Here is a 26836-nt window from a genome sequence, read left to right as displayed (position 1 = left end):
GCCTCTCTCGTACGATCGGGGCATGCCCACCTCCGACAAGAACGCCGCACCGCCGCTCCCGCCGCCCCTGGCGGTACCGGTCGCCGACTCGCACACGCACCTCGACATGCAGTCCGGCACCGTGGAGGAGGGCCTCGCCAAGGCCGCGTCGGTCGGTGTCACGACGGTCGTGCAGGTCGGCTGCGACGTGAACGGTTCGCGGTGGGCGGCCGAGACGGCGGCGGCGTACGAGAACGTGCACGCGGCCGTCGCGCTGCACCCCAACGAGGCCCCGCGCATCGTGCACGGCGACCCCGACGGCTGGTCCCGTCAGGGGGCGCGCGAGCCCGGCGGGGACGCGGGGCTCGACGAGGCGCTCGCCGAGATCGACCGGCTCGCCGCGCTGCCCCACGTGAAGGCGGTCGGCGAGACGGGGCTGGACCACTTCCGTACCGGGCCCGAGGGCATGGCCGCGCAGGAGCGGTCCTTCCGCGCGCACATCGAGATCGCCAAGCGGCACGGCAAGGCGCTGGTCATCCACGACCGCGACGCCCACGCGGACGTGCTGCGCGTCCTGAAGGAGGAGGGCGCGCCGGAGCGGACGGTGTTCCACTGCTACTCCGGTGACGCCGAGATGGCCGAGGTGTGCGCCCGCGCCGGGTACTACCTGTCCTTCGCCGGCAACGTCACCTTCAAGAACGCCCAGAACCTGCGGGACGCGCTGGCCGTGGCGCCGCTGGAGCTGGTCCTGGTGGAGACGGACGCGCCGTTCCTGACGCCCGCGCCCTACCGCGGACGGCCCAACGCTCCGTATCTCGTTCCGGTCACGGTGCGCGCGATGGCCGCCGTGCGGGGCATCGACGAGGACGCCCTGGCCACGGCGATCGGCGCGAACACCGCACACGCCTTCGGTTACCGACCCCCGACGGGCCACGCTGAGTAGTCGCGTCGCTTTGGAGAGCGACGAACGCTCCGCTAGGTTCTGGGGGCCCGATCCGGACCCCTCTGGACCCCTCCGGCTGCTGGAGCGTGTCGGCGTGAGCAACTCGCAGTACTCGCAGTACTCGCAGGACGAGACATACGGGACCCACCCGCCGTACGAGCCCTTCGACGCCCTCGGCCCCTTCGAGGCGTACGACCCGTCGCCCGAACACGACGGGTTCGACGGGTTCGACGGGCTCGACGGGTGGGACGTGCACAGCGCGCCGACGCTGCCCTACGGCACCACCCACGCCGCCTACGCCCCGTACGACCCGTACGGGGCCGTGGCCGACGACACCTACCGGCCCGCGTACGAGACGACCGAGTCGCTGCTGCCCCGGCAGGGCACGCCGGAGACGACCGGCCCCGTCGGCCGCCCCGGGGCCGGCGGCCGGGCCGCGCGACGGCGCAGGGGGCGGTCCGGCGACCGACCGGACACCTCCGTGCGCCGCCTGCTGCCACGGGCGCTGGTCGTCGCCTTCCTCGCCGGCGGCACCACCGCCTTCGTCGCCGAGGACAAGGCCGTCGAGCTGACCGTCGACGGCGAGCCCCGCGAGCTGCACACCTTCGCCGACGACGTCGGTGAGCTGCTCGCCGAGGAGGGCGTCGAGATCGGCGCGCACGACGTGATCACGCCCGCGCCGGGCGCCGAGATCGGCCACGGCGACGAGATCGCCGTGCACTACGGCCGCCCCGTCCGGCTCACCCTCGACGGTCACCGGCAGGAGGTGTGGACGACGGCACGGACCGTCGAGGGAGCGCTCCGGCAGCTCGGCGTACGGGCCGAGGGCGCGTATCTCTCCGCCGCGCGCTCGCAGGCCATCGGACGGGCCGGTCTCGCCCTGGACGTGCGCACCGAGCGGTCCGTCACGGTCATGGCCGACGGCCGGGCCCGCACCGTCCGCACCAACGCCGCCACCGTCGGCGAGGCCGTCCGGGCGGCCGGGGTCACGCTGCGCGGCCAGGACACCACCTCCGTCCCGCCGGACAGCTTCCCGCGCGACGGGCAGACGGTGACCGTGCTGCGGATCACGGGCGGCAAGGAGACCCGCGAGGAGGAGATCCCCTTCGAGGTGCGGCGGATCGACGACCCCACGGTGTTCCAGGGCACGGAGGTGGTCGAGCAGGCGGGCGAGCCGGGACTGCGCCGGGTCACCTACTCCCTGCGCACGGTCAACGGGGTCCGGCAAAAGCCGCACCGGATCAGGACCGAGCTGGTGCGCGAGCCGACCGCGCGGCTCGTGAAGGTCGGCACGAAGCCGATGCCCACCTCGGTCCAGGGCGCCGACCACCTCGACTGGCACGGCCTCGCCGTCTGCGAGTCCGGCGGCGACCCGGGCGCCGTGGACCCCTCCGGGACGTACGGGGGCCTCTACCAGTTCGACACCGGCACCTGGCACAGCCTCGGCGGCAGCGGCCGCCCCGAGGACGCCCCGGCCGCGGAGCAGACGTACCGCGCGAAGAAGCTGTACACCCGGCGCGGCGCGGGACCCTGGCCGCACTGCGGGGCGCGGCTGCACGGATAGCCGCGGCGGCGGCCACGGATAGGCTGTCGCCGTGAGCAGCCCCACCCCCGACGCCCTCCTGGGTCCCGCCGACATCCGTGAGCTGGCGGAAGTCCTCGGCGTACGACCCACCAAGCAGCGCGGCCAGAACTTCGTCATCGACGCGAACACCGTCCGCCGTATCGTCCGCACCGCCCAGGTCCGGCCCGACGACGTGGTGGTGGAGGTCGGGCCCGGGCTCGGCTCGCTCACCCTGGCGCTGCTGGAGGTGGCCGACCGGGTCACCGCGGTCGAGATCGACGACGTGCTGGCCGCCGCGCTGCCCGCCACCGTCGCGGCCCGCATGCCGGAGCGGGCCGACCGGTTCGCGCTGGTGCACTCCGACGCGATGCGCGTCACCGACCTGCCCGGTCCCGCGCCGACCGCGCTGGTGGCGAACCTGCCGTACAACGTGGCCGTCCCGGTCCTGCTGCACATGCTCGACACCTTCCCGACCATCGAGCGCACCCTCGTGATGGTGCAGGCGGAGGTCGCCGACCGGCTGGCCGCGCCGCCCGGCTCGAAGGTGTACGGCGTGCCGTCGGTGAAGGCCAACTGGTTCGCCGAGGTCAAGCGGGCCGGCGCCATCGGCCGCAACGTCTTCTGGCCCGCGCCCAACGTGGACAGCGGGCTCGTCTCCCTCACCCGGCGCGCGGAGCCGCTCGCGACCACCGCCTCGCAGCGCGAGGTCTTCGCCGTCGTCGACGCGGCCTTCGCCCAGCGCCGCAAGACCCTGCGCGCCGCGCTCGCGGGGTGGGCAGGTTCCGCGGCGGCCGCCGAGGCGGCGCTCGTCGCGGCGGGCGTCTCGCCGCAGGCGCGCGGCGAGTCCCTCACGGTCGAGGAGTTCGCCCGCATCGCGGAGGCCGCGCCGTCGCGCGAGGCGGTTCCCGCGCCCCCGAAGGAGAGCATGTGAGCGTCACGGTACGGGTCCCCGCCAAGGTCAACGTCCAGCTCGCGGTGGGGGCCGCCCGCCCCGACGGCTACCACGACCTGGCCAACGTCTTCCTCGCCGTCGGGCTGTACGACGAGGTCACGGTCACCCCGGCCGACGAGCTGCGCGTCACCTGCGAGGGACCCGACGCGGCCCAGGTCCCCCTGGACCGGACGAACCTCGCGGCCCGCGCCGCCGAGGCTCTCGCCGCGCGCCACGGCCGCCGCCCCGACGTCCATGTCCACATCGTCAAGGACATCCCCGTCGCCGGCGGCATGGCGGGCGGCAGCGCGGACGGCGCGGCCGCGCTGCTCGCCTGCGACGCGCTGTGGGGCACCGGCGCCGGTCGCGACGAGCTCCTCGACATCTGCGCCGAGCTGGGCAGCGACGTGCCGTTCAGCCTGGTCGGCGGGGCCGCGCTCGGCACCGGCCGGGGCGAGCGGCTGACGCCGCTCGACGTCGGCGGCACCTTCCACTGGGTCTTCGCGATGGCCGACCGCGGGCTGTCCACCCCGGCCGTCTTCCGGGAGTTCGACCGGCTGGCGGAAGGCACCGAGGTCCCTGAGCCCGTCGCCTCCCGGGAGCTCCTCGACGCCCTCGCCAAGGGCGACCCCGACGCGCTCGCCGCCGCCGTCTCCAACGACCTCCAGCCCGCCGCGCTCTCCCTCTTCCCCGCGCTGGCCGACACCCTGGCGGCAGGCCGCGCCGCGGGCGCCCTCACCGCGCTCGTCTCGGGCTCCGGCCCGACCACCGCCTTCCTCGCCCGCGACCCCGAGTCCGCGGCGAAGGTGGCGCGGGCACTGAGCGCGTCGGGCACCTGCCGGACGGTGCGCACGGCGTCGGGCCCGGCACCGGGCGCGACGGTGCTCGGCGGCTGACCGGCACCGACCCGCGGTCGCGGCCGGTTTGACGACAGGGCCTAGGCTGGGAGGCTGACCGATCCCCGCGAGCAGGAGTGAAATGGCCGTCAACCTGGTCAATGTCGAGAACGTCAGCAAGGTGTACGGCACCCGGGCGCTCCTCGACGGCATCTCCCTCGGCGTCTCCGAAGGGGACCGCATCGGCGTCGTCGGCCGCAACGGCGACGGCAAGACCACGCTCATCAGGATGCTGGCCCGCCTGGAGGAGGCCGACACCGGCCGCGTCACCCACTCGGGCGGGCTGCGCCTGGGCGTCCTCACCCAGCACGACTCCCTCGACCCCGCGGCCACCGTCCGCCACGAGGTCATCCGCGACATGGCCGACCACGAGTGGGCGGGCAACGCCAAGGTCCGCGACGTGCTCACCGGCCTGTTCGGCGGGCTCGACCTGCCCGGCTTCCCGCAGGGCCTCGACACCGTCATCGGCCCGCTCTCCGGTGGTGAACGGCGCCGCATCGCACTCGCCAAGCTGCTGATCGACGAGCAGGACCTGATCGTCCTGGACGAGCCCACCAACCACCTCGACGTCGAGGGCATCGCCTGGCTCGCCCGGCACCTGCGCGAGCGCCGCTCGGCGCTGGTCTGCGTCACCCACGACCGCTGGTTCCTGGACCAGGTCTGCACCCGGATGTGGGACGTGCAGCGCGGTGTCGTCCACGAGTACGAGGGCGGCTACTCCGACTACGTCTTCGCCCGCGCCGAGCGCGAGCGGATCGCCGCCACCGAGGAGGTCAAGCGGCAGAACCTCGTCCGCAAGGAACTGGCCTGGCTGCGCCGCGGCGCCCCCGCCCGGACCTCCAAGCCGCGCTTCCGTGTCGAGGCGGCCAATGAGTTGATCAAGGACGTGCCGCCGCCCCGGGACAGCTCCGAGCTGATGAAGTTCGCGTCCTCGCGGCTCGGCAAGACCGTCTTCGACCTGGAGGACATCACCGTCCAGGCCGGTCCCAAGGTGCTCCTCAAGCACGTCACCTGGCAGCTCGGCCCGGGCGACCGCATCGGCCTCGTCGGCGTCAACGGCGCCGGGAAGACCTCGCTGCTGCGGGCCATGGCCGAGGCGGCCCGCACGGAGGGCGAGGCGCAGCCCGCGGCCGGCCGTATCGCCGTCGGCAAGACGGTCAAGCTCGCCTATCTCTCCCAGGAGGTCGCCGAGCTGAACCCCGGCCTGCGGGTCCTGGAGGCCGTCCAGCAGGTGCGCGAGCGCGTCGACCTCGGCAAGGGGCGCGAGATGACCGCGGGGCAGCTCTGCGAGACGTTCGGCTTCAACAAGGAGAAGCAGTGGACGCCCGTCGGGGACCTCTCCGGCGGTGAGCGGCGCCGGCTTCAGCTCCTGAGGCTGCTGATGGACGAGCCGAACGTGCTCTTCCTCGACGAGCCCACCAACGACCTCGACATCGAGACGCTGACCCAGCTGGAGGACGTCCTCGACGGCTGGCCGGGCTCGATGATCGTGATCTCCCACGACCGGTTCTTCGTGGAGCGCACCACGGACCGGGTGTTCGCCCTGCTCGGCGACGGCACGCTGCGGATGCTGCCGCGCGGGATCGACGAGTACCTGGAGCGGCGCCGCACGATGGAGGAGGCCGTCGCGGCCGCCACCCCGGCGGCGCCGGCGAAGCAGGCCACCGAGAAGAGCGCCGCCGACCAGCGCGCGGCCAAGAAGGAACTCCAGAAGATCGAGCGGCAGTTGGACAAGGTCTCCGAACGGGAGGCCAAGCTGCACGCGCGGATCGCGGACAACGCCACGGACTTCGCGAAGGTGGCCGAACTGGACGCCGAGCTGCGCGGGTTGGCCGGGGAGCGGGAAGAGCTGGAGATGCGGTGGCTGGAGCTGGCCGAGGACGCCTGAGTCCGGGCGCCCCGGCGCGTTCCCGTGACCGCGCAGGGCGCGCGCGTCGCGTGAAGGGGGCGTGAAGGCGCGTAACAAGGGCATCACGGGCCGGTGCTCCCTTGGGAACAGGGGCTGTTCCGGCCCGGTTCGTTGGGGGCCCCGGGTGATAGAAATGGGCGGTCTGAGAACCGTCTGAGAATCGTGGGTGTGGCGGAAACGCAGCGCCAGGGGCGCGGCGCCACATCAGTCACAAGGGGGAACCGCTGATGACCCAGCCGCCCAACCAGCCGCCGGGTGGCGGCTTCGGCGCGCCACAGGACCAGCCGCCCGGCGGCGGCTTCGGCGCACCGCAGGATCCGCGGCAGTCCGGTGGTTTCGGCCCGCCGCAGGATCCGTCGCAGGGCACGCCCCCGCCGCCCGCGCAGCCGCCCCAGCCCCCGCAGGGTCCGCCCACGCCCCCGCAGGGTCCGCCGCAGCCGGGTTACGGCTATCCGCAGCAGCCCGGTCCCTACGGGCAGCCGCAGCAGCCGGGCCCGTACGGCACCCCGGGCCCCTACGCCCAGCAACAGCCGGGCCCCTACGGACAGCAGCCCGGCTACGGCTATCCGCAGCCCCAGTACCCGGGAGCCCCCGGCACGCCCCCCGGTTCCGGTTCGCGCAACCCCTTCCGTGGCAAGCCCGCGCTGGCCGTCGGTGCCGCGGTGGCGGCGCTGCTGCTGATCGGCGGCACGGTCTACGCCGTGACGAGCGGTGGCGGCGACGACGACAAGAAGCCGGTCGCCCAACAGAGCGACGACCCCAAGCCCTCCGCCTCCGACGCCCCGGTCAACCCCGGCGACGGCAGCGGCGACGGCGGCGCCGACCCGGACGACCTCAACGCGGGCCGCAAGGCGGGCGAGGCGAAGGTGCTCTGGTACAAGGAGGCGCCCGACGCCCCCGGTTCGGGCGCCGACGCCCCCGGCATGTGGGTCACCGACAAGACGGCGGTGAAGGCGGCGTACAAGGAACTCGTCGCCTACGACGTCGGCGACGGCAACCCCACGTGGGACACGATCACCTTCCCGCAGGAGATCTGCTCGGTCACCTCGGGGAAGACGGCCGACGACAAGATCGTCGTGGCGTACATGAACGGCGCCAGCGACCGCGCCAAGTGCAACCAGATCCAGCTGATCGACCTCAACACGGGCGAGAAGGGCTGGAGCGGCGAGGTCGCGGACGGCGCGCTCTTCGACAGCGCGCTCAGTGTCGAACTCAGCCTGGCCGGCAACACGTTGATGGTGGGCCGCTCGCAGTCCGGCACGGCCTACGACGTCCGGACCGGCAAGAAGCTCTTCGACAAGAAGAAGTACGGCGACTCCTGCTTCCCGACCGCCTTCGCGGGCGGGGAGCGGCTGATCTCGGTCGCCTCCTGCGGCGCGGCGACCGACAACGAGCACGACGAGATCCAGGAGCTGGACCCGAGGACCGGCAAGGTCAAGTGGACCCGGGCCTTCGACAAGGGCTGGCGGGTCATGCGCACCTACTCCGTCGACCCGCTGGTGGTCTACAGCACCAACGAGGACAAGGACGCCTGGAACATCTCGACGCTCGACGCCAAGGGCGGCTTCCGCTCCCAGGTGAAGATCGACGAGAGCTTCGCGCCCGAGTGCGGCTGGTCCGTCCTCCAGCGCGACCTGACCGGCTGCGAGGGCGTCGCGGCCGACGCCGACACGCTCTACCTGCCCACCGAGGCCAGCGGCGGCGCGAACGAGGTCGTCGCCGTCAACCTGGCCACCGGCAAGGAGAAGTGGCGGGTGAAGTCCCCCGCGGAGGAGTCGATGCTGCCGCTCCAGGTCGAGGGCGGAAAGCTCATCGCCTACGTCCAGCCGTCGTACGACGCGGGCGGCCGGATCGTCTCCGTGCCGACGACCGGCAGCAGCCATGTGCCGACCGACCTGCTGAAGAACCCCACCGGCGCGGCGGAGGTCGAGGGCAGCTTCTTCTCCCGGGACGTCGCCTGGGTGGACGGCCGCTTCTACATCTCCACGACCAGGCTGTCCGGCGCGGACGAGGCCAAGGAGAAGCTGATGCTCGCCTACGGCAAGTGACGCGCCCCCACGACTTGTTCCGTCCCCGTCTCCCCGAGGTACCCACGTCATGACCCAGCCGCCGCCTCCGCCGCCCCACCAGCCCCCGCAGGGGGGTGGGTCCGGCTCGTCCCCGTCCCAGCCTCAGCCTCCGGCCCAGCCTCAGCCTCAGCCTCCGGCCCAGCCTCAGCCTCAGCCTCCGGCCCAGCCTCAGCCTCAGCCTCCGGCCCAGCCTCAGGGGCAGCCGCCTCAGCAGCCGCCCGCCTTCGGGGCCCCGCAGCCTCCGGCCGGGCAGCCCACGCCGCCGCAGCAACCGCCCGGTTACGGATACCCGCAGCCGCCGCAGCCGCAGCCCGGGTACGGCTATCCGCAGGGTCCGCCGACCCCTCCGCAGCCGCCGCAGGGCGCGCCCGGATACGGCAATCCCGGGGCGCCGCAGCAGAACCCGTACGGGCAGCCCGGCCCCGCCTACGCGCAGCCGACCGTGCCGATGCACCCGCAGCCGGGCCGGCCGGCCGGTGGCGGAGGACGCAACGCGCAGGTGGCCATCATCGTGGCCGCCGTCGTGGCGATCGCGCTGATCATCGGCGGTGGCGTCTGGTACTCGAAGTCGTCCGCCGACGGCGGCAAGGACGACACCGCCAGCTCCAGCGGGGGCAAGGGTGACGGGAAGGGCGGCGCGGACGAGGGCTCGTCCAAGGGCTCCGAGAAGGTGCCGGCCGACCCCAACTCCAAGGTGCTGTTCCAGGTTCCGGCGCCCAAGGTGGACAAGGACGACTCCGTGGTCGTCTCCGGTTCCTGGCTCACCGACACGGTGTACGCCAAGGCCGGTGTCGCCGAGATCGTCGGCTACGACCGGGACAAGGGCACCGAGCTGTGGACGATCCCGCTGCCCGGGCCGGTCTGCGAGGCCACCGAGCACGCCACCGCGGACGGGCGGACGGCCGTCGTCTTCCAGCCCCGGATGCCTGCGAAGAACTCCTCCGAGGGGTGCAGTCAGGTCGCCGCGATCGACCTGAACGCGGGCAAGAAGCTCTGGACGAAGACCGCCAACTCCGGTGACCAGCCGATCAACTTCGACAACGTCACCGTGAGCGCGAGCACGGTCGCCGTGGGCAGCACGAGCGGCGGCGCCGCGTTCGACATCGCCACCGGCAAGTCGCTGTGGTCGCCGAAGCCCGGGGACACCTGCTACGACGCCGGGTACGGCGGCGGGGCCAAGCTGGTCGCGGTGCGCAAGTGCGGTCAGTACGAGGCACGGGAGCTGCACATCCAGACCATCGACCCGAAGTCCGGGAAGGTGATCTCCGAGTACAAGATGGCCAAGGGCATCGAGTACGCCAGCATCGTGTCGACCGAGCCGCTGGTCGTGGCGGCGGACGTGGGTGACTCCGCCGGGGACGGCAGCGGCATCTCGGACTTCTTCTCCGTCGACAACAAGACGGGCAAGCTGCGGGCGCGGATCTCGGCGCCGGGGGACTCCTACGCGGCCGACTGCGACGGGATCTCGCGGGTCGAGGACTGCACGGGGCTCGCGGTCGGCAACGACCGGCTGTACGTGCCCACGGAGGAGCAGGACAGTACCGGCGACTACGGGCGGATGAACTCGGTCGTCGTGTTCGACCTGGCCTCGGGCAAGCAGACCGGGCAGCGGGCGGACGCCGGGGACGGGTACACGATGACGCCGCTGCGGATGGACGGCGGGAACGTGATCGCGTACAAGAGCGGGCCCTACGACAAGGGCGGGCAGATCGTCAGCATCGACGGCGGCAGCTTCAAGCAGGTCAAGCTGATGGAGAACCCGGGTACCGACGCGGTGCGGGACGTGGAGTCCGGCAAGGCGCCGCAGTACGGCGAAGTCCTGTACGCGCAGGGGCGGCTGTACATGTCCGAGGTGTACGTCAGCGGGTCGACCGCGAGCGGGGAGGAGTATCTCGCGATCGCGTTCGGCGTGAACGGCTGAGGTTCCGGTCTGCTGTGGTGGTGTGCGGCCCCGTCCCTGCTCAGGGGCGGGGCCGCACGCGCGCCGCGCGTGCGCCCGGGGCTCAACACCCCTCGAATGAGGGGATTTTCGGCGATCCGGGGCACTTCTCGCGGGTAGCGGCAGCGCGACGTCGAACAAGCGTGTAGCTTCCGGGGGCATGACGGGCGTCGATGCCGGGGGGCTGTCGTCCGGGGGGCGGGACTTCGTGGGTTCCGTGTGTGTTCCGGGTCTGTCCGTGGGGACCATTGGGCATCCATAGTGGGCGTCCATTGGGGGGACTGGGGGGTTGCTCGATGGGAGTGCGGCTGATGGTGGTCGACGACCACCGGTTGCTGGCCGAGGCGCTGGCCTCGGCGTTGAAGTTGCGGGGGCACCGGGTGCTGGCCGCGGCGGCGCCGGCCGTGGGGGCGGCGGATCTGGTGATCGCGCGGGCGCCGGAGGTGTGTCTGTGGGGGACGGCCACGCCGGCTGAGGCGGGGGCGTTCGATCCCTTGGTGCGGATCAAGCGGGAGCGGGGGCAGGTGGCGGTGCTGGTGCTGGGGCCGGTGCCGAGTCCGCGCGGGATCGCGGCGGCGTTCGCCGCGGGGGCGTCCGGGTATGTGCGGCACGACGAGCGCATCGAGGGGGTGGAGCGGGCGATCATGAAGGCGCGGGCGGGGGAGGCGGCGGTGGCGCCGCAGTTGTTGCAGGGGGCGTTCAGTGAGCTGCTGAATCCCGTGGCGCAGCCGGACGACGAGGGGCAGCGGCTGTTGCAGATGCTGACGCCGAGGGAGGTGGAGGTGCTGGTGCGGGTGGCGGACGGGGAGGACACGCGACTCATCGCGGCGGGGATGGGCATCGCGCCGTCCACCGCGCGCACGCATGTGCAGCGCGTCCTGATGAAGCTCGGCGTGGGGTCGCGGCTGGAGGCGGCGGCCCTGGCGGCCCGCACCGGCCTGCTGGACCGGGCGGGGCCGCTGCCGGAGCGTGGCGAAGGCTGAGGGGCGGGGTTGCTGTCGCGCGGTCGGTGCTTGTCTCGTCGGGGGCGGGTCGGGGGGTGTCCGTCCTCGGAACGGCGCGGAATCGGTCTCTTACCGACGTACCCGTGTTGACGCGCCAACCGCTGCGGGCGGACACCCCCCGACCCGTCCCCTCCCCGCCGCGGGCGGGTGCGGCGCCGTGTGACGGACGGCAGTCTCCATCTCCCGCAGGCGGGCAGGTCCGACGCCCTGCGCCCCCCTTCCGTCCACGGGTACGTGCGGCGCCGTGCGCCCGACGCCGGAGCAGGCCACTTCCTTCGCGCCGCGCGCGGCTGCGGCCTCGTGCGTCCGAGGCGCGGCGCCGCCGTGGGTGGAGGGCGCCGTGTGGCCCCCGCCCCTGGGGGCGGGGGCTGGGGTGGTCAAGGGGTGTTGGGGGGTTCGGGTGGGGGTGGGGGAGACGTGGGGCGGAGTTTTAGCCAGGTCAGGAAGAAGAGGCCCAGCAGGAGCATGCCGAGGCCGGTCCAGAGGTTGATGTTGATGCCCTCGGCCTTGTCGATCGCGGCCTTGTCGTCGGTGAGGCCGGTGATCGTGACGATGACGCCGTAGAGGACGAACAGGCCGCCGATGATGCGGCGGATGTCGAAGAGGCGGGCCGCCGTCGCGGACTTGCCCTCCAGTTCGGTGACCTCCCGCTGGACGTCTTGTTCGGGGCGGTCGGGTTGCTCCGACATGGTTTCTCAGATCCTTCGGTCAGAACGAGAACGGGATGTAGCAGGCGGCAGCCAGGATCACCGCGCCCCAGCCGAGCAGCGCCGGCCTGCGGTACCAGGCGTCGTCACCCTCCGCGGGCGGCTCCGCCATGCCGGGCGAGCGGGTGCCGTAGACGAGGCCCTGGAGTTCGCGCTCGGGCTTGGGGGCGGTGAAGAGGGAGACCGCCACCATGACCACCGCGCCGGCCACGAAGCCCGCGATCGCGGAGACGAAGTTGGCGCCCTGGTCGGAGGGGATGTCGATGATGCCCTGCTTGTAGATGACGAAGTAGTTGACCATCGCCGCCGTGGTGCCCGCCAGAAGGCCCCAGAAGCCCGACTTCATCGACGCGCGCTTCCAGAACATGCCGATGATGAAGACGACGAACATCGGGACGTTGAAGAAGGAGAACAGCGTCTGGAGGTACGCCATGATGTTCGAGAAGGACGACGCCAGGAACGCCGTGCCCACGGAGGCGAGGACGCCGATCGCCGTGATGAGGCGGCCGAAGCGCACGTAGTAGGTGTCCTCCTCGCCCCGCTTCACGTACTTGGCCCAGATGTCGTTCGTGAACACCGTGTTGAACGAGGACACGTTGGCCGCCATACCGGCCATGAAGGCCGCCAGCAGGCCGGTCACCGCGATGCCGAGGACGCCGTTGGGGAGCAGGTCCTGCATCAGGTAGGGGATCGCGTCGTTGTACTGGTAGCCCGACTCGGGGGTGCCGAACTGCGGGATCAGCGCGGCGGCGACCAGACCCGGGATCATCACCAGGAAGACGATGAAGATCTTCGGGAACGCGGCGATCAGCGGCGTGCGCTGGGCCGCGGAGAGGTTCTTGGCCGACAGCGCGCGCTGCACCTCGGCGAAGTTCGTCGTCCAGTAGCCGAAGGAGAGGACGAAGCCGAGGCCCAGCACGATGGTGAGCCAGTTCGCGCCGAGCGGGTTGGGGTCGCCGATGCCCGTGCCGCCCCACGAGGTCACGAAGTCGTCGCCGTAGCGGGAGGTGAGGGTGTCCGACAGGCCGTCCCAGCCGCCGGCCTTCTTCAGGCCCAGGATCGTGATCGGGATCAGCGCGGCGAGGATCACGAAGAACTGCAGGACCTCGTTGTAGATCGCCGAGGAGAGACCGCCGAGGGTGATGTAGGCGAGCACGAAGAAGCCCGCGACGACGATCGCCACCCACTCCGGCCAGCCGAGCAGCGCCTCCACGACGATGGCGAGCGCGTAGAGGTTGACGCCCGCGATCAGGATCGCCGCGAAGGCGAACAGGATCGAACTGAGCAGGTGGGCCCCCTTGTCGAAGCGGAGCAGGAGGAACTCCGGGACCGAGCGGACCTTGGAGCCGTAGTAGAACGGCATCATCACCAGGCCCAGGAAGACCATGGCCGGGATGGCGCCGATCCAGTACCAGTGGGTCGTGTAGACGCCGTACTGGGCGCTGTTGGCGGCCATGCCGAGGATCTCGGTGGCACCCAGGTTGGCCGCGATGAACGCGAGACCGGTGACCCAGGCGGGCAGGGAGCGTCCGGACAGGAAGAAGTCGAGGCTGGTCCTGACCGACCGGCGGGCGGCGAAGCCGATGCCGAGGACGACCACGAAGTAGATGCCGAGGATCGTGTAGTCGAGCCAGTTGGTGGGGAGCCGTAGCTCGGCTGAGAGATATGTGGGGGTTTCCATACGCACTCGCTTCGTTGCGTGAACTGATCCGGTGCGAACCTACGCCGGGGCGTTCGCTTATTGAACACGCCCGATGTCGAGCTTTGTTTGATTGTGATGTTGACTGTCTGTGATGAGTTGTGTTCTAGTGTGTTTGGTTATGTTGATTGGTTGGGTGGCGTGACTGAGGAGTCCGCGGTGAAGAAGACCTCGACCCGGCTGGCGGACGGCCGCGAGCTCATCTACTACGACCTGCGGGACGACGCCGTCCGGGACGCGGTCGACCGCCGCCCGCTGGAGCGGACCGTGACGACCTCCGAGATCCGCCGCGACGACCTGCTCGGCGACTCGGTCGCGATCGCCTCGCACCGCCAGGGCCGCACCTACCACCCGCCCGCCGACCAGTGCCCGCTGTGCCCTTCGCGGGGCGAGCGGCTGAGCGAGATCCCGGACTCGTCGTACGACGTGGTGGTCTTCGAGAACCGCTTCCCCTCGCTGGCCGGCGACTCCGGCCGCTGCGAGGTGGTCTGCTTCACCTCCGACCACGACGCGTCTTTCGCCGGCCTGGGCGAGGAGCAGGCGCGGCTCGTCCTGGACGCGTGGACCGACCGTACGTCGGAGCTGTCCCATCTGCCCTCCGTCGAGCAGGTCTTCTGTTTCGAGAACCGGGGTGCGGAGATCGGTGTGACACTGGGTCACCCGCACGGGCAGATCTACGCCTACCCCTTCACCACCCCCCGCACCGCTCTGATGCTCCGGTCCCTCGCGGCACACCAGGAGGCCACGGGCGGCGAGAACCTCTTCGACGCCGTCGTGGAGCGCGAGCTCGCCGGTGAGCGCGTCGTCCTTGAGGGTGAACACTGGGTGGCCTTCGTGCCGTACGCCGCGCACTGGCCCTACGAGGTCCACCTGTACCCGCGGCGCCGGGTGCCCGATCTGCTCGCGCTGGACGAGGCGGCGCGCTCGGAATTCCCCCGGGTCTATCTGGAACTCTTGAGGCGCTTCGACCGGATCTTCGGCGAGGGTGAGCCTCCGACGCCGTACATCGCCGCCTGGCACCAGGCGCCGTTCGGCCAGCTGGTGGAGTTCGAGGGCGTCAGCCGTGACGACTTCGCACTTCACCTGGAGCTTTTCACCATTCGCCGAACTTCCGGCAAGCTGAAGTTTCTCGCGGGTTCCGAATCCGGCATGAGCGTGTTCATCAACGACGTGCCGCCGGAGCACGCGGCCGAGCGACTGCGAGAGGTAGCTAGTTCATGAGCGGGAAGTACCTGGTCACCGGGGGAGCGGGATACGTGGGCAGCGTGGTCGCCCAGCATCTGCTGGAGGCGGGCCACGAGGTCGTCGTCCTCGACAACCTGTCCACCGGATTCCGCGAGGGCGTGCCCGCCGGTGCCTCCTTCGTCGAGGGCGACATCCGCGACGCCGCGAAGTGGCTCGACTCCTCGTTCGACGCGGTGCTCCACTTCGCCGCCTTCTCCCAGGTCGGCGAGTCCGTCGTGAAGCCCGAGAAGTACTGGGACAACAACGTCGGCGGCACCATGGCCCTGCTCGCGGCCATGCGGGCGGCCGGGGTGCGCAAGCTGGTCTTCTCCTCCACGGCCGCCACCTACGGCGAGCCGCGGGACATCCCGATCGTCGAGTCCGCGCCGGCCGCGCCGACCAACCCCTACGGCGCCTCCAAGCTCGCCGTCGACCACATGATCACCGGTGAGGCGACGGCGCACGGGCTCGGCGCGGTGTCGCTGCGCTACTTCAACGTCGCGGGCGCCTACGGCGAGTTCGGCGAACGCCACGACCCCGAGTCGCACCTCATCCCGCTGGTCCTCCAGGTGGCTCTGGGCCGGCGCGACGCCATCTCCGTCTACGGCGACGACTACCCGACGCCGGACGGCACCTGCGTCCGTGACTACATCCACGTCGCGGACCTCGCCGAGGCGCACCTGCTGGCCGTCGGCGCCGCCGTCCCCGGCGAACACCTGATCTGCAACCTCGGCAACGGCAACGGCTTCTCCGTCCGTGAGGTCGTCGAGACGGTCCGCAAGGTCACCGGCCACCCGATCCCCGAGGTCGTGGCCCCGCGCCGGGGCGGCGACCCGGCGGTGCTGGTGGCGTCCGCGCGCACCGCCCGTGAGCGGCTCGGCTGGAACCCCACCCGCGCGGACCTCGCCGCGATCGTCGCGGACGCCTGGGAGTTCGCGCAGCGGCGCGGCAAGTAGCAACGTAGGGAAGGTCAGGGGTCAGGGCATGAGCGAGGCTGGAGAGACGGTCGCCGAGGCGGTCGCCGAGCGGTTCCGTGAGCTGTACGGGGCCGATCCGCAGGGCGTGTGGGCGGCGCCGGGGCGGGTCAACCTCATCGGTGAGCACACCGACTACAACGACGGTTTCGTCATGCCGTTCGCGCTGCCGCACACCGCGGTCGCCGCGGTCTCCCGGCGCACCGACGGCGTACTGCGGCTGCACTCGGCGGACGTCGAGGGCGGTGTGGCCGAACTGCGCGTGGACGCCCTGGAGCCGGAGTCGGACCGGAACTGGACGGCGTACCCGGCCGGCGTCGTCTGGGCGCTGCGCGCCGGGGGCCACGAGGTGACCGGCGCGGACATCCACCTGGCCTCCACGGTCCCGGCGGGCGCGGGGCTGTCGTCGTCGGCGGCGCTGGAGGTGGTGGTCGCCCTCGCCCTGAACGACCTGTACGAACTCGGCCTGAAGGGCTGGCAGCTGGCCCGCCTGTGCCAGCGCGCCGAGAACGTCTACGTCGGCGCCCCCGTCGGGATCATGGACCAGACGGCGTCCGCCTGCTGCACCGCCGGCCACGCCCTGTTCCTCGACACCCGCGACCTCTCCCAGCGCCAGATCCCCTTCGACCTCGCCGCCGAGGGCATGCGCCTGCTGGTGGTCGACACCCGGGTCAAGCACGAGCACAGCACCGGTGAGTACGGCAAGCGCCGCGCCGGCTGCGAGAAGGGCGCCGCCCTGCTGGGCGTCGACGCTCTGCGCGACATCCCCTACGACGGACTGGGCGCGGCGCTGGAACGCCTCGGCGACGACGAGGAGGTGCGCCGGCTGGTGCGGCACGTGGTCACCGAGGACGAGCGCGTCGAACGCGTCGTCTCCCTGCTGGAGTCGGGCGGGACCCGGGCGATCGGTCCGGTCCTCACCGAGGGCCACGCCTCTCTGCGCGACGACTTCCGCATCTCCTGCCCGGAGCTGGACCTGGTCGTCGACACCGCCCTGTCGGCCGGCGCGCTCGGTGCCCGGATGACGGGCGGCGGCTTCGGAGGCTCGGCGATCGTGCTCGCGGAGGTGGCCGACGTCGAAGGCGTCACCAAGGCGGTGCGGGAGGCGTTCGCGGCGGCGGGATTCACGGCGCCCCGGGTGTTCGAGGCGGTGCCCTCGCCGGGGGCGCGGCGGCTGCGGTAGGGCGGTCGCGTCAGCCGGTCCGAAGGCCCTTGGTCAGCGTGAACTCCGTGATGCCGGGCGGGTAGTCGGGGACCGTGCCGACCACCTCGTACCCGTGTCTGCGGTAGAAGTCCGGGGCCTGGAAGTCCCAGGTCTCCACGCGGGCGGCGGTGCAGCGGCGCTCCGCGCGCGCGGTGTGCTCCGCCTGCGTCAGCAGGCGCGAGCCCAGGCCGCTGCCCCGGTGGCGGCCGTCGACCCAGAGGTACGTCACGTGCAGCCAGCTCGCCCAGGTGTGCCCGACCAGTCCGCCGGCCAGCTCGCCTGCCGTGTCCAACGCCCAGACGTGCAGAGGGGCTTCGCGTGCGGCGGGAGTTCCGCGCAGGGCGCGCAGGACGGGTGAGGCTGCCGTATTGGTGTCGCGGAGCCGCGAACGGAGAAGATCGCGCCGGGCCCTGTCGACTTCTGTCTCAATACGAAACATGCGGCTCACCATAAACGCGCCGGACGGGCAGTTCTGCAAATTGCCTTCCGCTCCTGCGCCCTGTCCGTACTCTGATGAAAGCACCGGTGGGGGCCGGTGCTGTTCAGGGGGCGAGACAAGTCGGGTACGACGCCCGAAGTGGGGGTAGCAGTTTCTGCACGGCGGCGGCCGTGCGGCTGCGGCGACCCCGTCCTGGGGGAACGGCTCGGACACCAACCCAGGACTGCTTCGGGCGTCGTGCCCGCACCGGTCACCGGCTCCCGTCGATGGGCGTTCCCCTGCTCTTCCAGAGCGCGGGGAAGGGGGTTTCGTGGTACGCATCCGAGTCTTGGTCGTCGACGACCACCGCATCTTCGCCGAGTCCCTGGCGGCGGCACTCGCCGCCGAACCGGACGTCGAGGTCTCCGCGGCCGGCAGCGGTCCCGCCGCGGTGCGCAGCCTGGAGCGCGCGGCCGCCGAAGGGCGCCGCTTCGACGTGCTGCTCGTCGACGCCGATCTGGGCGGCACCGCGCCCGGGATACGGTCCGCCGTGCCCGTACAAGACGGCGGCGACGGGGTCGTGGACGGGATCTCCCTGGTCGCGGGGGTCCGGGTCGCGCAGCCCGGGGTGCGGGTGGTCGTGCTCGCCGAGAAGGACGATCCCCGGCGGGCGGCGCTCGCCCTGCAGGCCGGCGCGAGCGGCTGGGTCGCCAAGGACTGCTCGCTGTCGCGGCTGCTCACCGTCATCCGAGGCGTGCTGCGCGACGAGACGCATCTGCCGCCCGCCCTGCTCACCGGGGTGCTGCGCGAGCTGACCGCGGCCCGTCGGCACCGCACCGAGAGCGAACGGCTGGTGGAGTCCCTGACCCCGCGCGAGCGGGAGGTGCTGCGCTGCATGGTCGCGGGCCTCGGCCGCAAGGCCGTCGCCGAGCGCCTCTACCTCTCCCCGCACACCGTGCGCACCCATATGCAGAACGTCCTCGGCAAACTCGGCGTCCACTCCACCCTCGCCGCCGTCGCCCTGGCCCGCCGAGCAGGCGTGGGCCCGGCCGACCTGGGCCCGACACCCAGAATCCCCACAGAGGAAAGCAACAGCGCCTGAACCCCAACGCCGACGGCCGCACGATGGTTCGCGGCTGAGCATCCGACTTCAGGGGCGCGTGACGGTTGGCGGCTGAGCATCCGACCTCAGGGCGCCTGATAGTTCGCGGCCGGGCATCCGACCTCAGGGGCGCGGGGAACTGCGCGACCAGCCACCCCCGGCCCGCGGACAACCGACGACGGCCGACGGCCGACGGCCGACGCACGACCTAACCGGGAATGTTGTCGAACGGCGCCGTCAGCTGACGCAACAGCGCCGCCAGTTCCGCCCGCTGCGCCCGCGACAACTCCGCCAGAATCGCCCGCTCCTGATCAAGCAGCCCCGCCAGCGCCTGATCCGCCCGATCCCGCCCCTCCTCGGTGAGCCGCACCAGCACACCCCGCCGGTCACTGGGATCAGGCAACCGCTCCACCAGCCCCTTCTTGGCGAGCCGGTCGATACGGTTCGTCATCGTGCCCGAGGTGACCAGGGTCTGGGTCAGCAGCTGTCCCGGCGACAACTGATACGGCGTCCCCGCCCGGCGCAACGCCGTCAGGACGTCGAACTCCCACGGCTCCAGACTGTGCTCGGAGAAGGCCAGCCGACGCGCGCGGTCCAGGTGCCGGGCCAGCCGGCTCACCCGGCTGAGCACCTCGAGCGGATCCACGTCGAGGTCCGGGCGCTCCCGGCGCCACGCTGCGACCAGCCGATCGACCTCGTCCTCCATGGCGATCAGTGTAGTGGTTGTGTCGACGTGAAGTCTCTTGACGTCGAGATACCCGTCTTGCCAAGCTGAGGGCATGGCCGACCCCACCTGGGACCCTGCCCAGTACCTGCGGCACGCGGGACACCGCGCCCGCCCCTTCCTGGACCTCCTGGCCCAGCTCCCCGACCCGCCGACCGACCCGCCCCGCGTCGCCGACCTCGGCTGCGGCCCCGGACACCTCACCGCGCTCCTCGCCACCCGCCGGCCCACCGCCCGCGTCACCGGCTACGACAACTCCCCGGAGATGCTCCGCCGCGCCCGCGCCGAACACACCGGCACCGACCGCCTGGACTTCGCCCACGCCGACGTCCGCACCTGGACGCCCGACGAGCCGTACGACCTGATCCTCAGCAACGCCACGCTCCAGTGGATCCCGGGACACGCGGACCGCTTCGCCGACTGGATCGCCGGCCTCGTCCCGGGCGGCACGTTTGCCTTCCAGGTCCCCGGCAACTTCACCGCCCCGAGCCACCGCCTGATGCACGAGCTGGCCGCCTCCCCCCGCTGGGCGGACCGCCTGGCCGGCGTCCTGCGGCACGACGACGCCGTCCTCACCCCCGAGGCCTACCTCGAACGCCTCACCGACCTCGGCTGCGCCGCCGATGTCTGGGAGACCACGTACATCCATCTCCTGACCGGCGAGGACCCGGTCCTGGACTGGGTGAAGGGCACCGGCCTGCGCCCCGTCCTCACCGCCCTCGCCGACGACCCGCCGGCGGCGCGCGCCTTCGAGGACGAGTACCGCACGGCGCTGCGCGAGGCCTACCCGTCAGGCGGCCACGGCACCCCGTTCCCGTTCCGCCGCATCTTCGCCGTCGCCCACAAGGAGGCGTAGAAGATCAGCGCCGGTCCGCCGGTGGCGGTCTCAGCTCTTGCGGTGCCCGATCAACCGCGGCTTCTGCTCCAGGCCGTCCAGGCCGTGCCATGCCAGGTTCACCAGGTGCGCCGCGACTTCCGCCTTCTTGGGCTTGCGTACCTCCAGCCACCACTGGCCGGTCAGCGCGACCATCCCGACCAGGGCCTGGGCGTACAGGGGCGCCAGTTTGGAGTCGAAGCCGCGGTTCTTGAACTCGCGGCCCAGGATGTCCTCCACCTGGGTGGCGATGTCCGAGATCAGGGAGGCGAAGGAGCCCGTGGACTGGGGGATGGGGGAGTCCCGCACCAGGATGCGGAAGCCGTCCGTGTACTCCTCGATGTAGTCCAGCAACGCGAACGCCGCCTGCTCGCACAGTTCCCGCGGGTGGCCCGCGGTCAGCGAACCGGTCACCATGTCCAGCAGGCGGCGCATCTCACGGTCCACGACGACCGCGTACAGCCCCTCCTTGCCGCCGAAGTGCTCGTAGACCACCGGTTTGGACACCCCGGCCTTCGCCGCGATCTCCTCCACCGACGTGCCCTCGAAGCCCTTCGCGGCGAAGAGGGTGCGACCGATCTCCAGCAACTGCTGGCGCCGCTCCGCACCGGTCATCCGGGTACGGCGCGTCCGCCGCGGCTTGTCGTTGCTGGGGGTGCTGGAGTCGGTCGCCACGCCGTCAATCATGCCGCCTCGGCGGTCTCCGCCCCGCGCCGGGAACCGCCTTCACGGTCCTGACGGCGGGAATCGATACGCGAGCGTGACGGCCAGCGCACGTCGTACGCCCACCCGGCGAGCTCGAACCAGCGGATCAGCCGGGCGGAGGAGTCGATCTGGCCGCGCTCCACACCGTGCCGCGCCGAGGTCGGGTCGGCGTGGTGCAGGTTGTGCCAGGACTCACCGCAGGACAGGATCGCCAGCCACCACACGTTGCCCGAGCGGTCCCGCGACTTGAACGGCCGCTTGCCCACCGCGTGGCAGATCGAGTTGATCGACCAGGTCACGTGGTGCAGCAGCGCCACCCGGACGAGCGAGCCCCAGAAGAACCCGGTGAACGCCCCCCACCACGACATCGTCACCAGGCCGCCGATCAGCGCGGGCAGCGCCAGGGACAGCAGCGTCCACAGGAGGAACTGCCGGGAGATCGCCCGCAGCGTGCGGTCCTTGATCAGGTCCGGGGCGTACTTCTCCTGCGGCGTGCGCTCTTCGTCGAACATCCATCCGATGTGCGCCCACCACAGGCCCTTCATCAGCGCGGGGAGCGTCTCGCCGTACCGCCACGGCGAGTGCGGGTCACCCTCCGCGTCGGAGAACTGGTGGTGCTTGCGATGGTCGGCCACCCAGCGCACCAGGGGACCCTCGACCGCCAGCGACCCGGCGATCGCCAGCGCGATCTTCAGGGGCCGCTTGGCCTTGAACGAACTGTGGGTGAAGTGCCGGTGGAAACCGATCGTGATGCCGTGGCAGCCGAGAAAGTAGAAGAAGACCAGCAGACCCAGGTCCAGCCAGCTCACTCCCCAGCCCCACGCCAGCGGCACGGCCGCGAGGAGCGCGAGGAAGGGGACGACGATGAAGAGCAGGAGCGCGCCCTGCTCGACGGAGCCCTTGCGGTCGCCGCCGAGCGTGGCGGGCGACAGGGAATCGGCGGTGTCCTGTGAGGTCGACTTCGGGGCGTCGTCGATCACATCGGAACTCGAGGTCATGGGGCGTCCCCTGTGGGGTCGTGGATTGAGGCAGGTGCCGGGCTGTGGGTACCGCGTACGACTCGGAACAAGCCATTCCTACGGTTCCGTAACCTACGGCGTCGTAAGTATGGCAGCGCGTCCCGCGGCGGCAAGAGCCCGTGATCCTGCGCGTCCCGGCCGACACCTATCCTGGGTGTCGGTCGGACAGCGCGGTCCGCTCTGATTCCTTCCCCGGAAGTCCGGCCCGTAATACGGCTCCCGCCGTGCGACGGTCACCGGGTTCCCGCCCACACGAGCTTCAGACGAGCTTCAACACTGCAAGGAGCCGCACCTGTGAGCAGTGCCGACGACCAGACCACGACGAACAGCAGTGAGCTGCGCGCGGACATCCGCCGGCTCGGCGACCTCCTCGGGGAGACCCTCGTCCGCCAGGAGGGCCCTGAGCTGCTGGAACTCGTCGAACGGGTACGCCGCCTCACCCGGGAGGACGGCGAGGCCGCCGCCGAGCTGCTGCGCGGCACCGAACTGGAGACCGCGGCCAAACTGGTCCGCGCCTTCTCCACCTATTTCCACCTGGCGAACGTCACCGAGCAGGTGCACCGGGGCCGCGAGCTGCGGGCCCGCCGCGCCGCCGAGGGCGGGCTCCTGTCCCGCACCGCCGACCGGCTGAAGGACGCCGATCCCGAGCACCTGCGGGAGACCGTCCGCCATCTCAATGTTCGTCCGGTGTTCACGGCTCACCCCACGGAAGCCGCCCGCCGTTCGGTCCTCAACAAGCTGCGGCGCATCGCCAAGCTTCTGGAGACCCCGGTCATCGAGTCCGACCGCCGCCGCCAGGACATCCGGCTGGCCGAGAACATCGACCTCGTCTGGCAGACCGACGAGCTGCGCGTCGTGCGCCCCGAACCGGCCGACGAGGCCCGCAACGCGATCTACTACCTCGACGAGCTGCACGCCGGCGCCGTCGGGGACGTCCTGGAGGACCTGACGGCGGAGCTGGAGCGCGTCGGCGTCAAGCTGCCCGACGACACCCGCCCCGTCACCTTCGGCACCTGGATCGGCGGCGACCGCGACGGCAACCCCAACGTGACCCCCGAGGTCACCTGGGAGGTGCTGATCCTCCAGCACGAGCACGGCATCAACGACGCCCTGGAGATGATCGACGAGCTCCGCGGCTTCCTGTCGAACTCCATCCGCTACACGGGCGCCACCGAGGAACTCCTGGAATCCCTCCGGGCCGACCTGGAGCAGCTGCCCGAGATCAGCCCCCGCTACAAGCGCCTCAACGCCGAGGAGCCCTACCGCCTCAAGGCCACCTGCATCCGGCAGAAGCTGGAGAACACCAAGCAGCGCCTCGCCAAGGGCACCCCGCACCAGACCGGCCGCGACTACCTCGGCACCGGCGAGCTCCTCCACGACCTCAAGCTGATCCAGGCCTCCCTGCGCGCCCACCGCGGCGGCCTGTTCGCCGACGGCCGCCTGGACCGCACCATCCGCACGCTGTCCGCCTTCGGCCTGCAGCTCGCCACCATGGACGTGCGCGAGCACGCGGACGCCCACCACCACGCGCTCGGCCAGCTCTTCGACCGGCTCGGCGAGGAGTCGTGGCGGTACGCCGACATGCCGCGCGACTACCGCACGAAGCTGCTCGCCAAGGAACTCCGCTCACGCCGCCCGCTGGCCCCGACCCCGGCCCCCGTCGACGCGGCCGGCGCCAAGACCCTCGGCGTCTTCCGGACCGTCAAGCGGGCCCTGCAGGTCTTCGGACCCGAGGTCATCGAGTCGTACATCATCTCGATGTGCCAGGGCGCCGACGACGTCTTCGCCGCCGCCGTCCTCGCCCGCGAGGCCGGCCTGGTCGACCTGCACGCCGGCTGGGCCAAGATCGGCATCGTGCCGCTGCTGGAGACCACCGACGAGCTGAAGGCAGCCGACACGATCCTGGAGGACATGCTCGCCGACCCCTCCTACCGGCGCCTGGTCGCCCTGCGCGGTGACGTCCAGGAGGTCATGCTCGGATACTCGGACTCCTCCAAGTTCGGCGGCATCACGACCTCCCAGTGGGAGATCCACCGGGCGCAGCGGCGCCTGCGCGACGTCGCCCACCGGTACGGCGTACGACTGCGGCTCTTCCACGGCCGTGGCGGCACCGTCGGCCGTGGCGGTGGCCCCACGCACGACGCGATCCTCGCCCAGCCCTGGGGCACCCTGGAGGGCGAGATCAAGGTGACCGAGCAGGGCGAGGTCATCTCCGACAAGTACCTGATCCCGTCCCTGGCCAGGGAGAACCTGGAACTGACGGTCGCCGCGACCCTCCAGGCCTCCGCCCTGCACACCGCGCCCCGCCAGTCCGTGGAGGCCCTCGCCCGCTGGGACGCCGCGATGGACGTGGTCAGCGACGCGGCGCACGCGGCGTACCGCAGGCTGGTGGAGGACCCGGACCTGCCCTCGTACTTCTTCGCCTCCACCCCCGTCGACCAGCTCGCCGACCTGCACCTCGGCTCGCGGCCGTCGCGCCGCCCGGACTCGGGCGCGGGCCTGGACGGGCTGCGGGCCATCCCGTGGGTGTTCGGCTGGACCCAGTCCCGGCAGATCGTCCCCGGCTGGTTCGGTGTCGGCTCCGGCCTCAAGGCGCTGCGCGAGTCGGGCCTGCGGCAGGAAGGGGACACGGTGCTCGACGAGATGTACGGGCAGTGGCACTTCTTCCGCAACTTCGTCTCCAACGTCGAGATGACGCTGGCCAAGACCGACCTGCGGATCGCCGGCCACTACGTCGACACCCTCGTCCCGGACGAGCTGAAGCACGTCTTCGACACCATCCGCGCCGAGCACGCCCTCACCGTCGCCGAGATCCTGCGGATCACCGGCGGGGACGAACTCCTCGACGCCCAGCCGGTGCTGAAGCAGACCTTCACCATCCGCGACGCCTACCTCGACCCGATCTCCTACCTCCAGGTCGCCCTCCTCAAGCGGCAGCGTGACGCCGCCGCCACGGGCGCCGAGCCGGACCCGCTGCTCGCGCGGGCCCTGCTCCTGACCGTGAACGGCGTGGCGGCCGGCCTGCGCAACACGGGCTGAGAACCGCCGCGAGCCCTGCCCCGACATGGGTGTGCCCCCGTGCTCCTCGTGAGCACGGGGGCACACCCGCGTCCGGTCCCGGTCCCTACACGACGACGTACGTCGCGGTGATCAGGGCCAGCCCGGAGCCGGCCATCACCCAGGCCGTCCGTATTCGTCCCAGTCCGCCCGCGACCACGACGGAGCCGAGCAACAGCGCGCCGCCCAGCGGCACCCAGGAGTACAGCACCCCCGCGGGCCCGGACCGCACGACCTCGCCGCCGCCCGGTTTCATCACCACGGTGTAGGTCTGCCCGTCCCGCACGGCGGCGGTCTTCTCGATGACGACCCGGTCACGGGCCTGCGAGCCCGCGGAGATCGGGGTGTACGGGCCGGAGCATGTGGCGCCGGCGCAGCCGGTCACCTTGATCGTCCCGCTCTCCCGGCCCTTGGTGAGCATCACGTACTGGGCGGTGCTCCAGGACGCCCACACCCCCGCGATCAGGATCAGCGCCGCGACGAGACCCATCGCCGCGAGCCGCCCGAACCGCAGCGCGACGGACACGCCCTGACTGGAGACGACGGCAGAAGGCATGGCCGCGATCCTTGGCCATGCCTGTACGGTCAGTCAACCGAGGTGGGGGACAAGTCAGGAGTTGTACAGACTCTGCGCCCGCTCCAGCCCCTCGCTCAGCAGACACTCCACGCCGTCCGCCGCCCGGTCCACGAAGTAGTCCAGCTCCTTGCGCTCGGCGGACGAGAAGTCCTTGAGCACGAAGTCGGCCACCTGCATCCGCCCCGGAGGCCGCCCGATCCCGAACCGCACCCGGTGGTAGTCCGGCCCCATCGCCTTCGTCATCGACTTGAGCCCGTTGTGCCCGTTGTCGCCGCCCCCGAGCTTCAGGCGCAGCGTCCCGTAGTCGATGTCCAGCTCGTCGTGGACCGCGACCACCTGGCCGAGCGGCACCTTGTAGAAGTCACGCAGCGCGTTCACCGGGCCGCCCGACAGGTTCATGAACGACATCGGCTTCGCCAGAACCACCCGGCGGCTCGCCGGCCCCGGCGGACCGATCCGGCCCTCGACGACCTGCGCCTGCGCCTTCCCCGCCCGCTTGAACCTGCCCCCGATCCGCTCCGCGAGCAGATCCGCCACCATGAAGCCCACGTTGTGCCGGTTCATCGCGTACTCGGGTCCGGGATTGCCCAGCCCCACGATCAGCCAGGGGGCCGCCGCGTCGGTCGTCACGTCCACATCTCCTTAGATACGCCACCAGCCGCCGCCTCCGCGAGGGAAGCAGCGGCTGGCAAACTACCGGCGATCAGGCCTCGGCAGCGGCCTCTTCGCCCTCGCCGCCCGCAGCGGCCTCCTCGCCCTCCGGGGCCTCCTCGGCCTGCGCGGCCAGGACCTGCAGGACGACGGCGTCCTCCTCGACGGCCAGCGTGACGCCGTTCGGGAGCTTGACGTCCTTGGCGTGGATCGAGGCACCGGCCTCCAGACCCTCCACGGAGACGGTGAAGTTCTCCGGGATGTGCGTGGCCTCGGCGTCGACCGGAAGCGCGTTCAGCACGTGCTCCAGCAGGTTGCCACCGGCCGCCAGCTCGCCCTCGGCGATGACCGGGACCTCGACGGTGACCTTCTCGCCGCGCTTGACCAGCAGCAGGTCGACGTGCTCCAGGAAGCCCTTCAGCGGGTCACGCTGCACGGACTTCGGGATCGCCAGCTCGTTGGACTTGCCGTCGATGTCCAGGGAGATCAGGACGTTCGGCGTACGCAGCGCCATCAGCAGCTCGTGGCCCGGGAACGTCAGGTGCAGCGGGTCGGAACCGTGGCCGTACAGCACACCGGGAACCTTGTTGTCGCGGCGGATACGACGGGCGGCACCCTTGCCGAACTCCGTGCGGGACTCGGCGGCGAGCTTCACCTCGGACATGAC

The 26836-nt window shown here is 71.6% G+C and carries 23 protein-coding genes; 14 read left to right on the top strand and 9 right to left on the bottom strand.

The window, feature by feature from the left end; translation table 11 throughout:
* Nucleotides 1-22: 22 nt before the first annotated feature.
* From ACZ7LV_RS33125 to ACZ7LV_RS33090, 8 genes are all read left to right on the top strand, one after another.
* Entirely contained in the window at nucleotides 23-922 is a 900-nt protein-coding gene (locus tag ACZ7LV_RS33125; protein ID WP_471944869.1) for a TatD family hydrolase, read from the top strand.
* A gap of 94 nt (nucleotides 923-1016) precedes the next feature.
* Nucleotides 1017-2486 (top strand): ubiquitin-like domain-containing protein, encoded by a 1470-nt coding sequence (locus ACZ7LV_RS33120; protein ID WP_471944867.1) that lies wholly within the window; start codon nucleotides 1017-1019, stop codon nucleotides 2484-2486.
* Between the two features lie 31 nt (nucleotides 2487-2517).
* The gene (rsmA, locus tag ACZ7LV_RS33115) at nucleotides 2518-3417 is read left to right on the top strand and encodes a 16S rRNA (adenine(1518)-N(6)/adenine(1519)-N(6))-dimethyltransferase RsmA (protein WP_471944865.1); all 900 of its coding nucleotides are present in this window, start codon (nucleotides 2518-2520) and stop codon (nucleotides 3415-3417) included.
* Nucleotides 3414-4313, top strand: a complete 900-nt coding sequence (locus ACZ7LV_RS33110; protein WP_471944863.1) for a 4-(cytidine 5'-diphospho)-2-C-methyl-D-erythritol kinase — start codon at nucleotides 3414-3416, stop codon at nucleotides 4311-4313. Before rsmA ends, ACZ7LV_RS33110 begins: the two co-directional genes overlap by 4 nt.
* An 82-nt stretch (nucleotides 4314-4395) precedes the next feature.
* Nucleotides 4396-6201: an ABC-F family ATP-binding cassette domain-containing protein gene (locus ACZ7LV_RS33105; RefSeq protein ID WP_471944861.1), complete on the top strand. Its 1806-nt coding sequence runs from the start codon at nucleotides 4396-4398 to the stop codon at nucleotides 6199-6201.
* Between the two features lie 248 nt (nucleotides 6202-6449).
* Nucleotides 6450-8270, top strand: a complete 1821-nt coding sequence (locus ACZ7LV_RS33100; protein ID WP_471944859.1) for an outer membrane protein assembly factor BamB family protein — start codon at nucleotides 6450-6452, stop codon at nucleotides 8268-8270.
* 49 nt (nucleotides 8271-8319) lie between these two features.
* Nucleotides 8320-10212, top strand: a complete 1893-nt coding sequence (locus tag ACZ7LV_RS33095; protein WP_471944857.1) for an outer membrane protein assembly factor BamB family protein — start codon at nucleotides 8320-8322, stop codon at nucleotides 10210-10212.
* A gap of 314 nt (nucleotides 10213-10526) precedes the next feature.
* Nucleotides 10527-11213, top strand: a complete 687-nt coding sequence (locus tag ACZ7LV_RS33090) for a helix-turn-helix transcriptional regulator (protein WP_471944855.1) — start codon at nucleotides 10527-10529, stop codon at nucleotides 11211-11213.
* Between the two features lie 398 nt (nucleotides 11214-11611).
* Here the strand turns inward: ACZ7LV_RS33090 and ACZ7LV_RS33085 are convergent, their stop codons facing one another.
* Both ACZ7LV_RS33085 and ACZ7LV_RS33080 read right to left on the bottom strand, forming a co-directional pair.
* On the bottom strand, nucleotides 11612-11923 hold the full coding sequence (locus ACZ7LV_RS33085) for a hypothetical protein (protein WP_471944853.1): 312 nt from the start codon (nucleotides 11921-11923) through the stop codon (nucleotides 11612-11614).
* Nucleotides 11924-11942: 19 nt separating this feature from the next.
* A complete protein-coding gene (locus ACZ7LV_RS33080; protein WP_471944851.1) occupies nucleotides 11943-13622 on the bottom strand; it encodes a sodium:solute symporter family protein in 1680 nt (559 codons plus the stop codon).
* Nucleotides 13623-13799: 177 nt separating this feature from the next.
* On the opposite strand from ACZ7LV_RS33080, the gene galT reads away from it, so the two are divergent.
* The 3 genes from galT to galK are packed head-to-tail and all read left to right on the top strand — an operon-like array spanning nucleotide 13800 to nucleotide 17021.
* Nucleotides 13800-14861 carry a galactose-1-phosphate uridylyltransferase gene (galT, locus tag ACZ7LV_RS33075; RefSeq protein ID WP_471944849.1) on the top strand — a complete coding sequence of 354 codons (1062 nt, stop codon included), beginning with the start codon at nucleotides 13800-13802 and terminating at the stop codon, nucleotides 14859-14861.
* Nucleotides 14858-15820 (top strand): UDP-glucose 4-epimerase GalE, encoded by a 963-nt coding sequence (galE, locus tag ACZ7LV_RS33070; RefSeq protein WP_401681572.1) that lies wholly within the window; start codon nucleotides 14858-14860, stop codon nucleotides 15818-15820. The genes galT and galE overlap by 4 nt, the downstream gene beginning before the upstream one ends.
* Nucleotides 15821-15848: 28 nt before the next feature.
* Nucleotides 15849-17021: a galactokinase gene (gene galK, locus ACZ7LV_RS33065; protein ID WP_471944847.1), complete on the top strand. Its 1173-nt coding sequence runs from the start codon at nucleotides 15849-15851 to the stop codon at nucleotides 17019-17021.
* Nucleotides 17022-17031: 10 nt separating this feature from the next.
* On the opposite strand, the gene ACZ7LV_RS33060 is transcribed toward galK, so the two are convergent.
* Nucleotides 17032-17493 carry a GNAT family N-acetyltransferase gene (locus ACZ7LV_RS33060; protein WP_471944845.1) on the bottom strand — a complete coding sequence of 154 codons (462 nt, stop codon included), beginning with the start codon at nucleotides 17491-17493 and terminating at the stop codon, nucleotides 17032-17034.
* A gap of 298 nt (nucleotides 17494-17791) precedes the next feature.
* Between ACZ7LV_RS33060 and ACZ7LV_RS33055 the strand changes: the two genes are divergently transcribed.
* Nucleotides 17792-18562: a LuxR C-terminal-related transcriptional regulator gene (locus tag ACZ7LV_RS33055; RefSeq protein ID WP_471944843.1), complete on the top strand. Its 771-nt coding sequence runs from the start codon at nucleotides 17792-17794 to the stop codon at nucleotides 18560-18562.
* A 208-nt stretch (nucleotides 18563-18770) separates the two neighbouring features.
* Here the strand turns inward: ACZ7LV_RS33055 and tamR are convergent, their stop codons facing one another.
* On the bottom strand, nucleotides 18771-19268 hold the full coding sequence (gene tamR / locus ACZ7LV_RS33050) for a MarR family transcriptional regulator TamR (RefSeq protein ID WP_471944841.1): 498 nt from the start codon (nucleotides 19266-19268) through the stop codon (nucleotides 18771-18773).
* Nucleotides 19269-19341: 73 nt separating this feature from the next.
* Between tamR and ACZ7LV_RS33045 the strand changes: the two genes are divergently transcribed.
* Complete coding sequence (locus ACZ7LV_RS33045; protein ID WP_471944839.1) at nucleotides 19342-20142, top strand: trans-aconitate 2-methyltransferase; 801 nt, start codon at nucleotides 19342-19344, stop codon at nucleotides 20140-20142.
* A 30-nt stretch (nucleotides 20143-20172) separates the two neighbouring features.
* Here ACZ7LV_RS33045 and ACZ7LV_RS33040 read toward each other — a convergent pair whose 3' ends face one another.
* Both ACZ7LV_RS33040 and ACZ7LV_RS33035 read right to left on the bottom strand, forming a co-directional pair.
* Complete coding sequence (locus ACZ7LV_RS33040; protein ID WP_471944837.1) at nucleotides 20173-20847, bottom strand: TetR family transcriptional regulator; 675 nt, start codon at nucleotides 20845-20847, stop codon at nucleotides 20173-20175.
* On the bottom strand, nucleotides 20844-21863 hold the full coding sequence (locus ACZ7LV_RS33035; protein ID WP_471944835.1) for an acyl-CoA desaturase: 1020 nt from the start codon (nucleotides 21861-21863) through the stop codon (nucleotides 20844-20846). Before ACZ7LV_RS33035 ends, ACZ7LV_RS33040 begins: the two co-directional genes overlap by 4 nt.
* A 315-nt stretch (nucleotides 21864-22178) precedes the next feature.
* On the opposite strand from ACZ7LV_RS33035, the gene ppc reads away from it, so the two are divergent.
* Nucleotides 22179-24923: a phosphoenolpyruvate carboxylase gene (gene ppc / locus ACZ7LV_RS33030; RefSeq protein ID WP_471944833.1), complete on the top strand. Its 2745-nt coding sequence runs from the start codon at nucleotides 22179-22181 to the stop codon at nucleotides 24921-24923.
* Between the two features lie 85 nt (nucleotides 24924-25008).
* Here ppc and ACZ7LV_RS33025 read toward each other — a convergent pair whose 3' ends face one another.
* The 3 genes from ACZ7LV_RS33025 to ACZ7LV_RS33015 form a co-directional block, all read right to left on the bottom strand.
* Nucleotides 25009-25497, bottom strand: coding sequence for a hypothetical protein (locus tag ACZ7LV_RS33025; protein ID WP_471944831.1), 489 nt, complete (start codon nucleotides 25495-25497; stop codon nucleotides 25009-25011).
* 54 nt (nucleotides 25498-25551) lie between these two features.
* Nucleotides 25552-26154: an aminoacyl-tRNA hydrolase gene (gene pth / locus ACZ7LV_RS33020; RefSeq protein WP_471944829.1), complete on the bottom strand. Its 603-nt coding sequence runs from the start codon at nucleotides 26152-26154 to the stop codon at nucleotides 25552-25554.
* Nucleotides 26155-26221: 67 nt separating this feature from the next.
* Nucleotides 26222-26833 (bottom strand): 50S ribosomal protein L25/general stress protein Ctc, encoded by a 612-nt coding sequence (locus ACZ7LV_RS33015; protein WP_471944828.1) that lies wholly within the window; start codon nucleotides 26831-26833, stop codon nucleotides 26222-26224.
* Nucleotides 26834-26836 lie beyond the last annotated feature (3 nt).

This window comes from Streptomyces sp. NPDC107562, from assembly GCF_055657325.1.
This window is presented reverse-complemented; position numbering and strand designations above follow the sequence as displayed.

Excerpts from the sequence above, each read along its gene's own strand:
- ACZ7LV_RS33015 (WP_471944828.1), bottom strand. The coding sequence starts at position 26,833 with ATGTCCGAGGTGAAGCTCGCCGCCGAGTCCCGCACGGAGTTCGGCAAG.
- ACZ7LV_RS33040 (WP_471944837.1), bottom strand. The coding sequence starts at position 20,847 with ATGATTGACGGCGTGGCGACCGACTCCAGCACCCCCAGCAACGACAAG.
- ACZ7LV_RS33045 (WP_471944839.1), top strand. The coding sequence starts at position 19,342 with ATGGCCGACCCCACCTGGGACCCTGCCCAGTACCTGCGGCACGCGGGA.
- tamR (WP_471944841.1), bottom strand. The coding sequence starts at position 19,268 with ATGGAGGACGAGGTCGATCGGCTGGTCGCAGCGTGGCGCCGGGAGCGC.
- ACZ7LV_RS33100 (WP_471944859.1), top strand. The coding sequence starts at position 6,450 with ATGACCCAGCCGCCCAACCAGCCGCCGGGTGGCGGCTTCGGCGCGCCA.
- ACZ7LV_RS33025 (WP_471944831.1), bottom strand. The coding sequence starts at position 25,497 with ATGCCTTCTGCCGTCGTCTCCAGTCAGGGCGTGTCCGTCGCGCTGCGG.
- ACZ7LV_RS33060 (WP_471944845.1), bottom strand. The coding sequence starts at position 17,493 with ATGGTGAGCCGCATGTTTCGTATTGAGACAGAAGTCGACAGGGCCCGG.
- galE (WP_401681572.1), top strand. The coding sequence starts at position 14,858 with ATGAGCGGGAAGTACCTGGTCACCGGGGGAGCGGGATACGTGGGCAGC.
- ACZ7LV_RS33080 (WP_471944851.1), bottom strand. The coding sequence starts at position 13,622 with ATGGAAACCCCCACATATCTCTCAGCCGAGCTACGGCTCCCCACCAAC.
- ACZ7LV_RS33105 (WP_471944861.1), top strand. The coding sequence starts at position 4,396 with ATGGCCGTCAACCTGGTCAATGTCGAGAACGTCAGCAAGGTGTACGGC.
- ACZ7LV_RS33095 (WP_471944857.1), top strand. The coding sequence starts at position 8,320 with ATGACCCAGCCGCCGCCTCCGCCGCCCCACCAGCCCCCGCAGGGGGGT.
- ACZ7LV_RS33090 (WP_471944855.1), top strand. The coding sequence starts at position 10,527 with ATGGGAGTGCGGCTGATGGTGGTCGACGACCACCGGTTGCTGGCCGAG.
- ACZ7LV_RS33125 (WP_471944869.1), top strand. The coding sequence starts at position 23 with ATGCCCACCTCCGACAAGAACGCCGCACCGCCGCTCCCGCCGCCCCTG.
- ACZ7LV_RS33035 (WP_471944835.1), bottom strand. The coding sequence starts at position 21,863 with ATGACCTCGAGTTCCGATGTGATCGACGACGCCCCGAAGTCGACCTCA.
- galK (WP_471944847.1), top strand. The coding sequence starts at position 15,849 with ATGAGCGAGGCTGGAGAGACGGTCGCCGAGGCGGTCGCCGAGCGGTTC.
- ACZ7LV_RS33085 (WP_471944853.1), bottom strand. The coding sequence starts at position 11,923 with ATGTCGGAGCAACCCGACCGCCCCGAACAAGACGTCCAGCGGGAGGTC.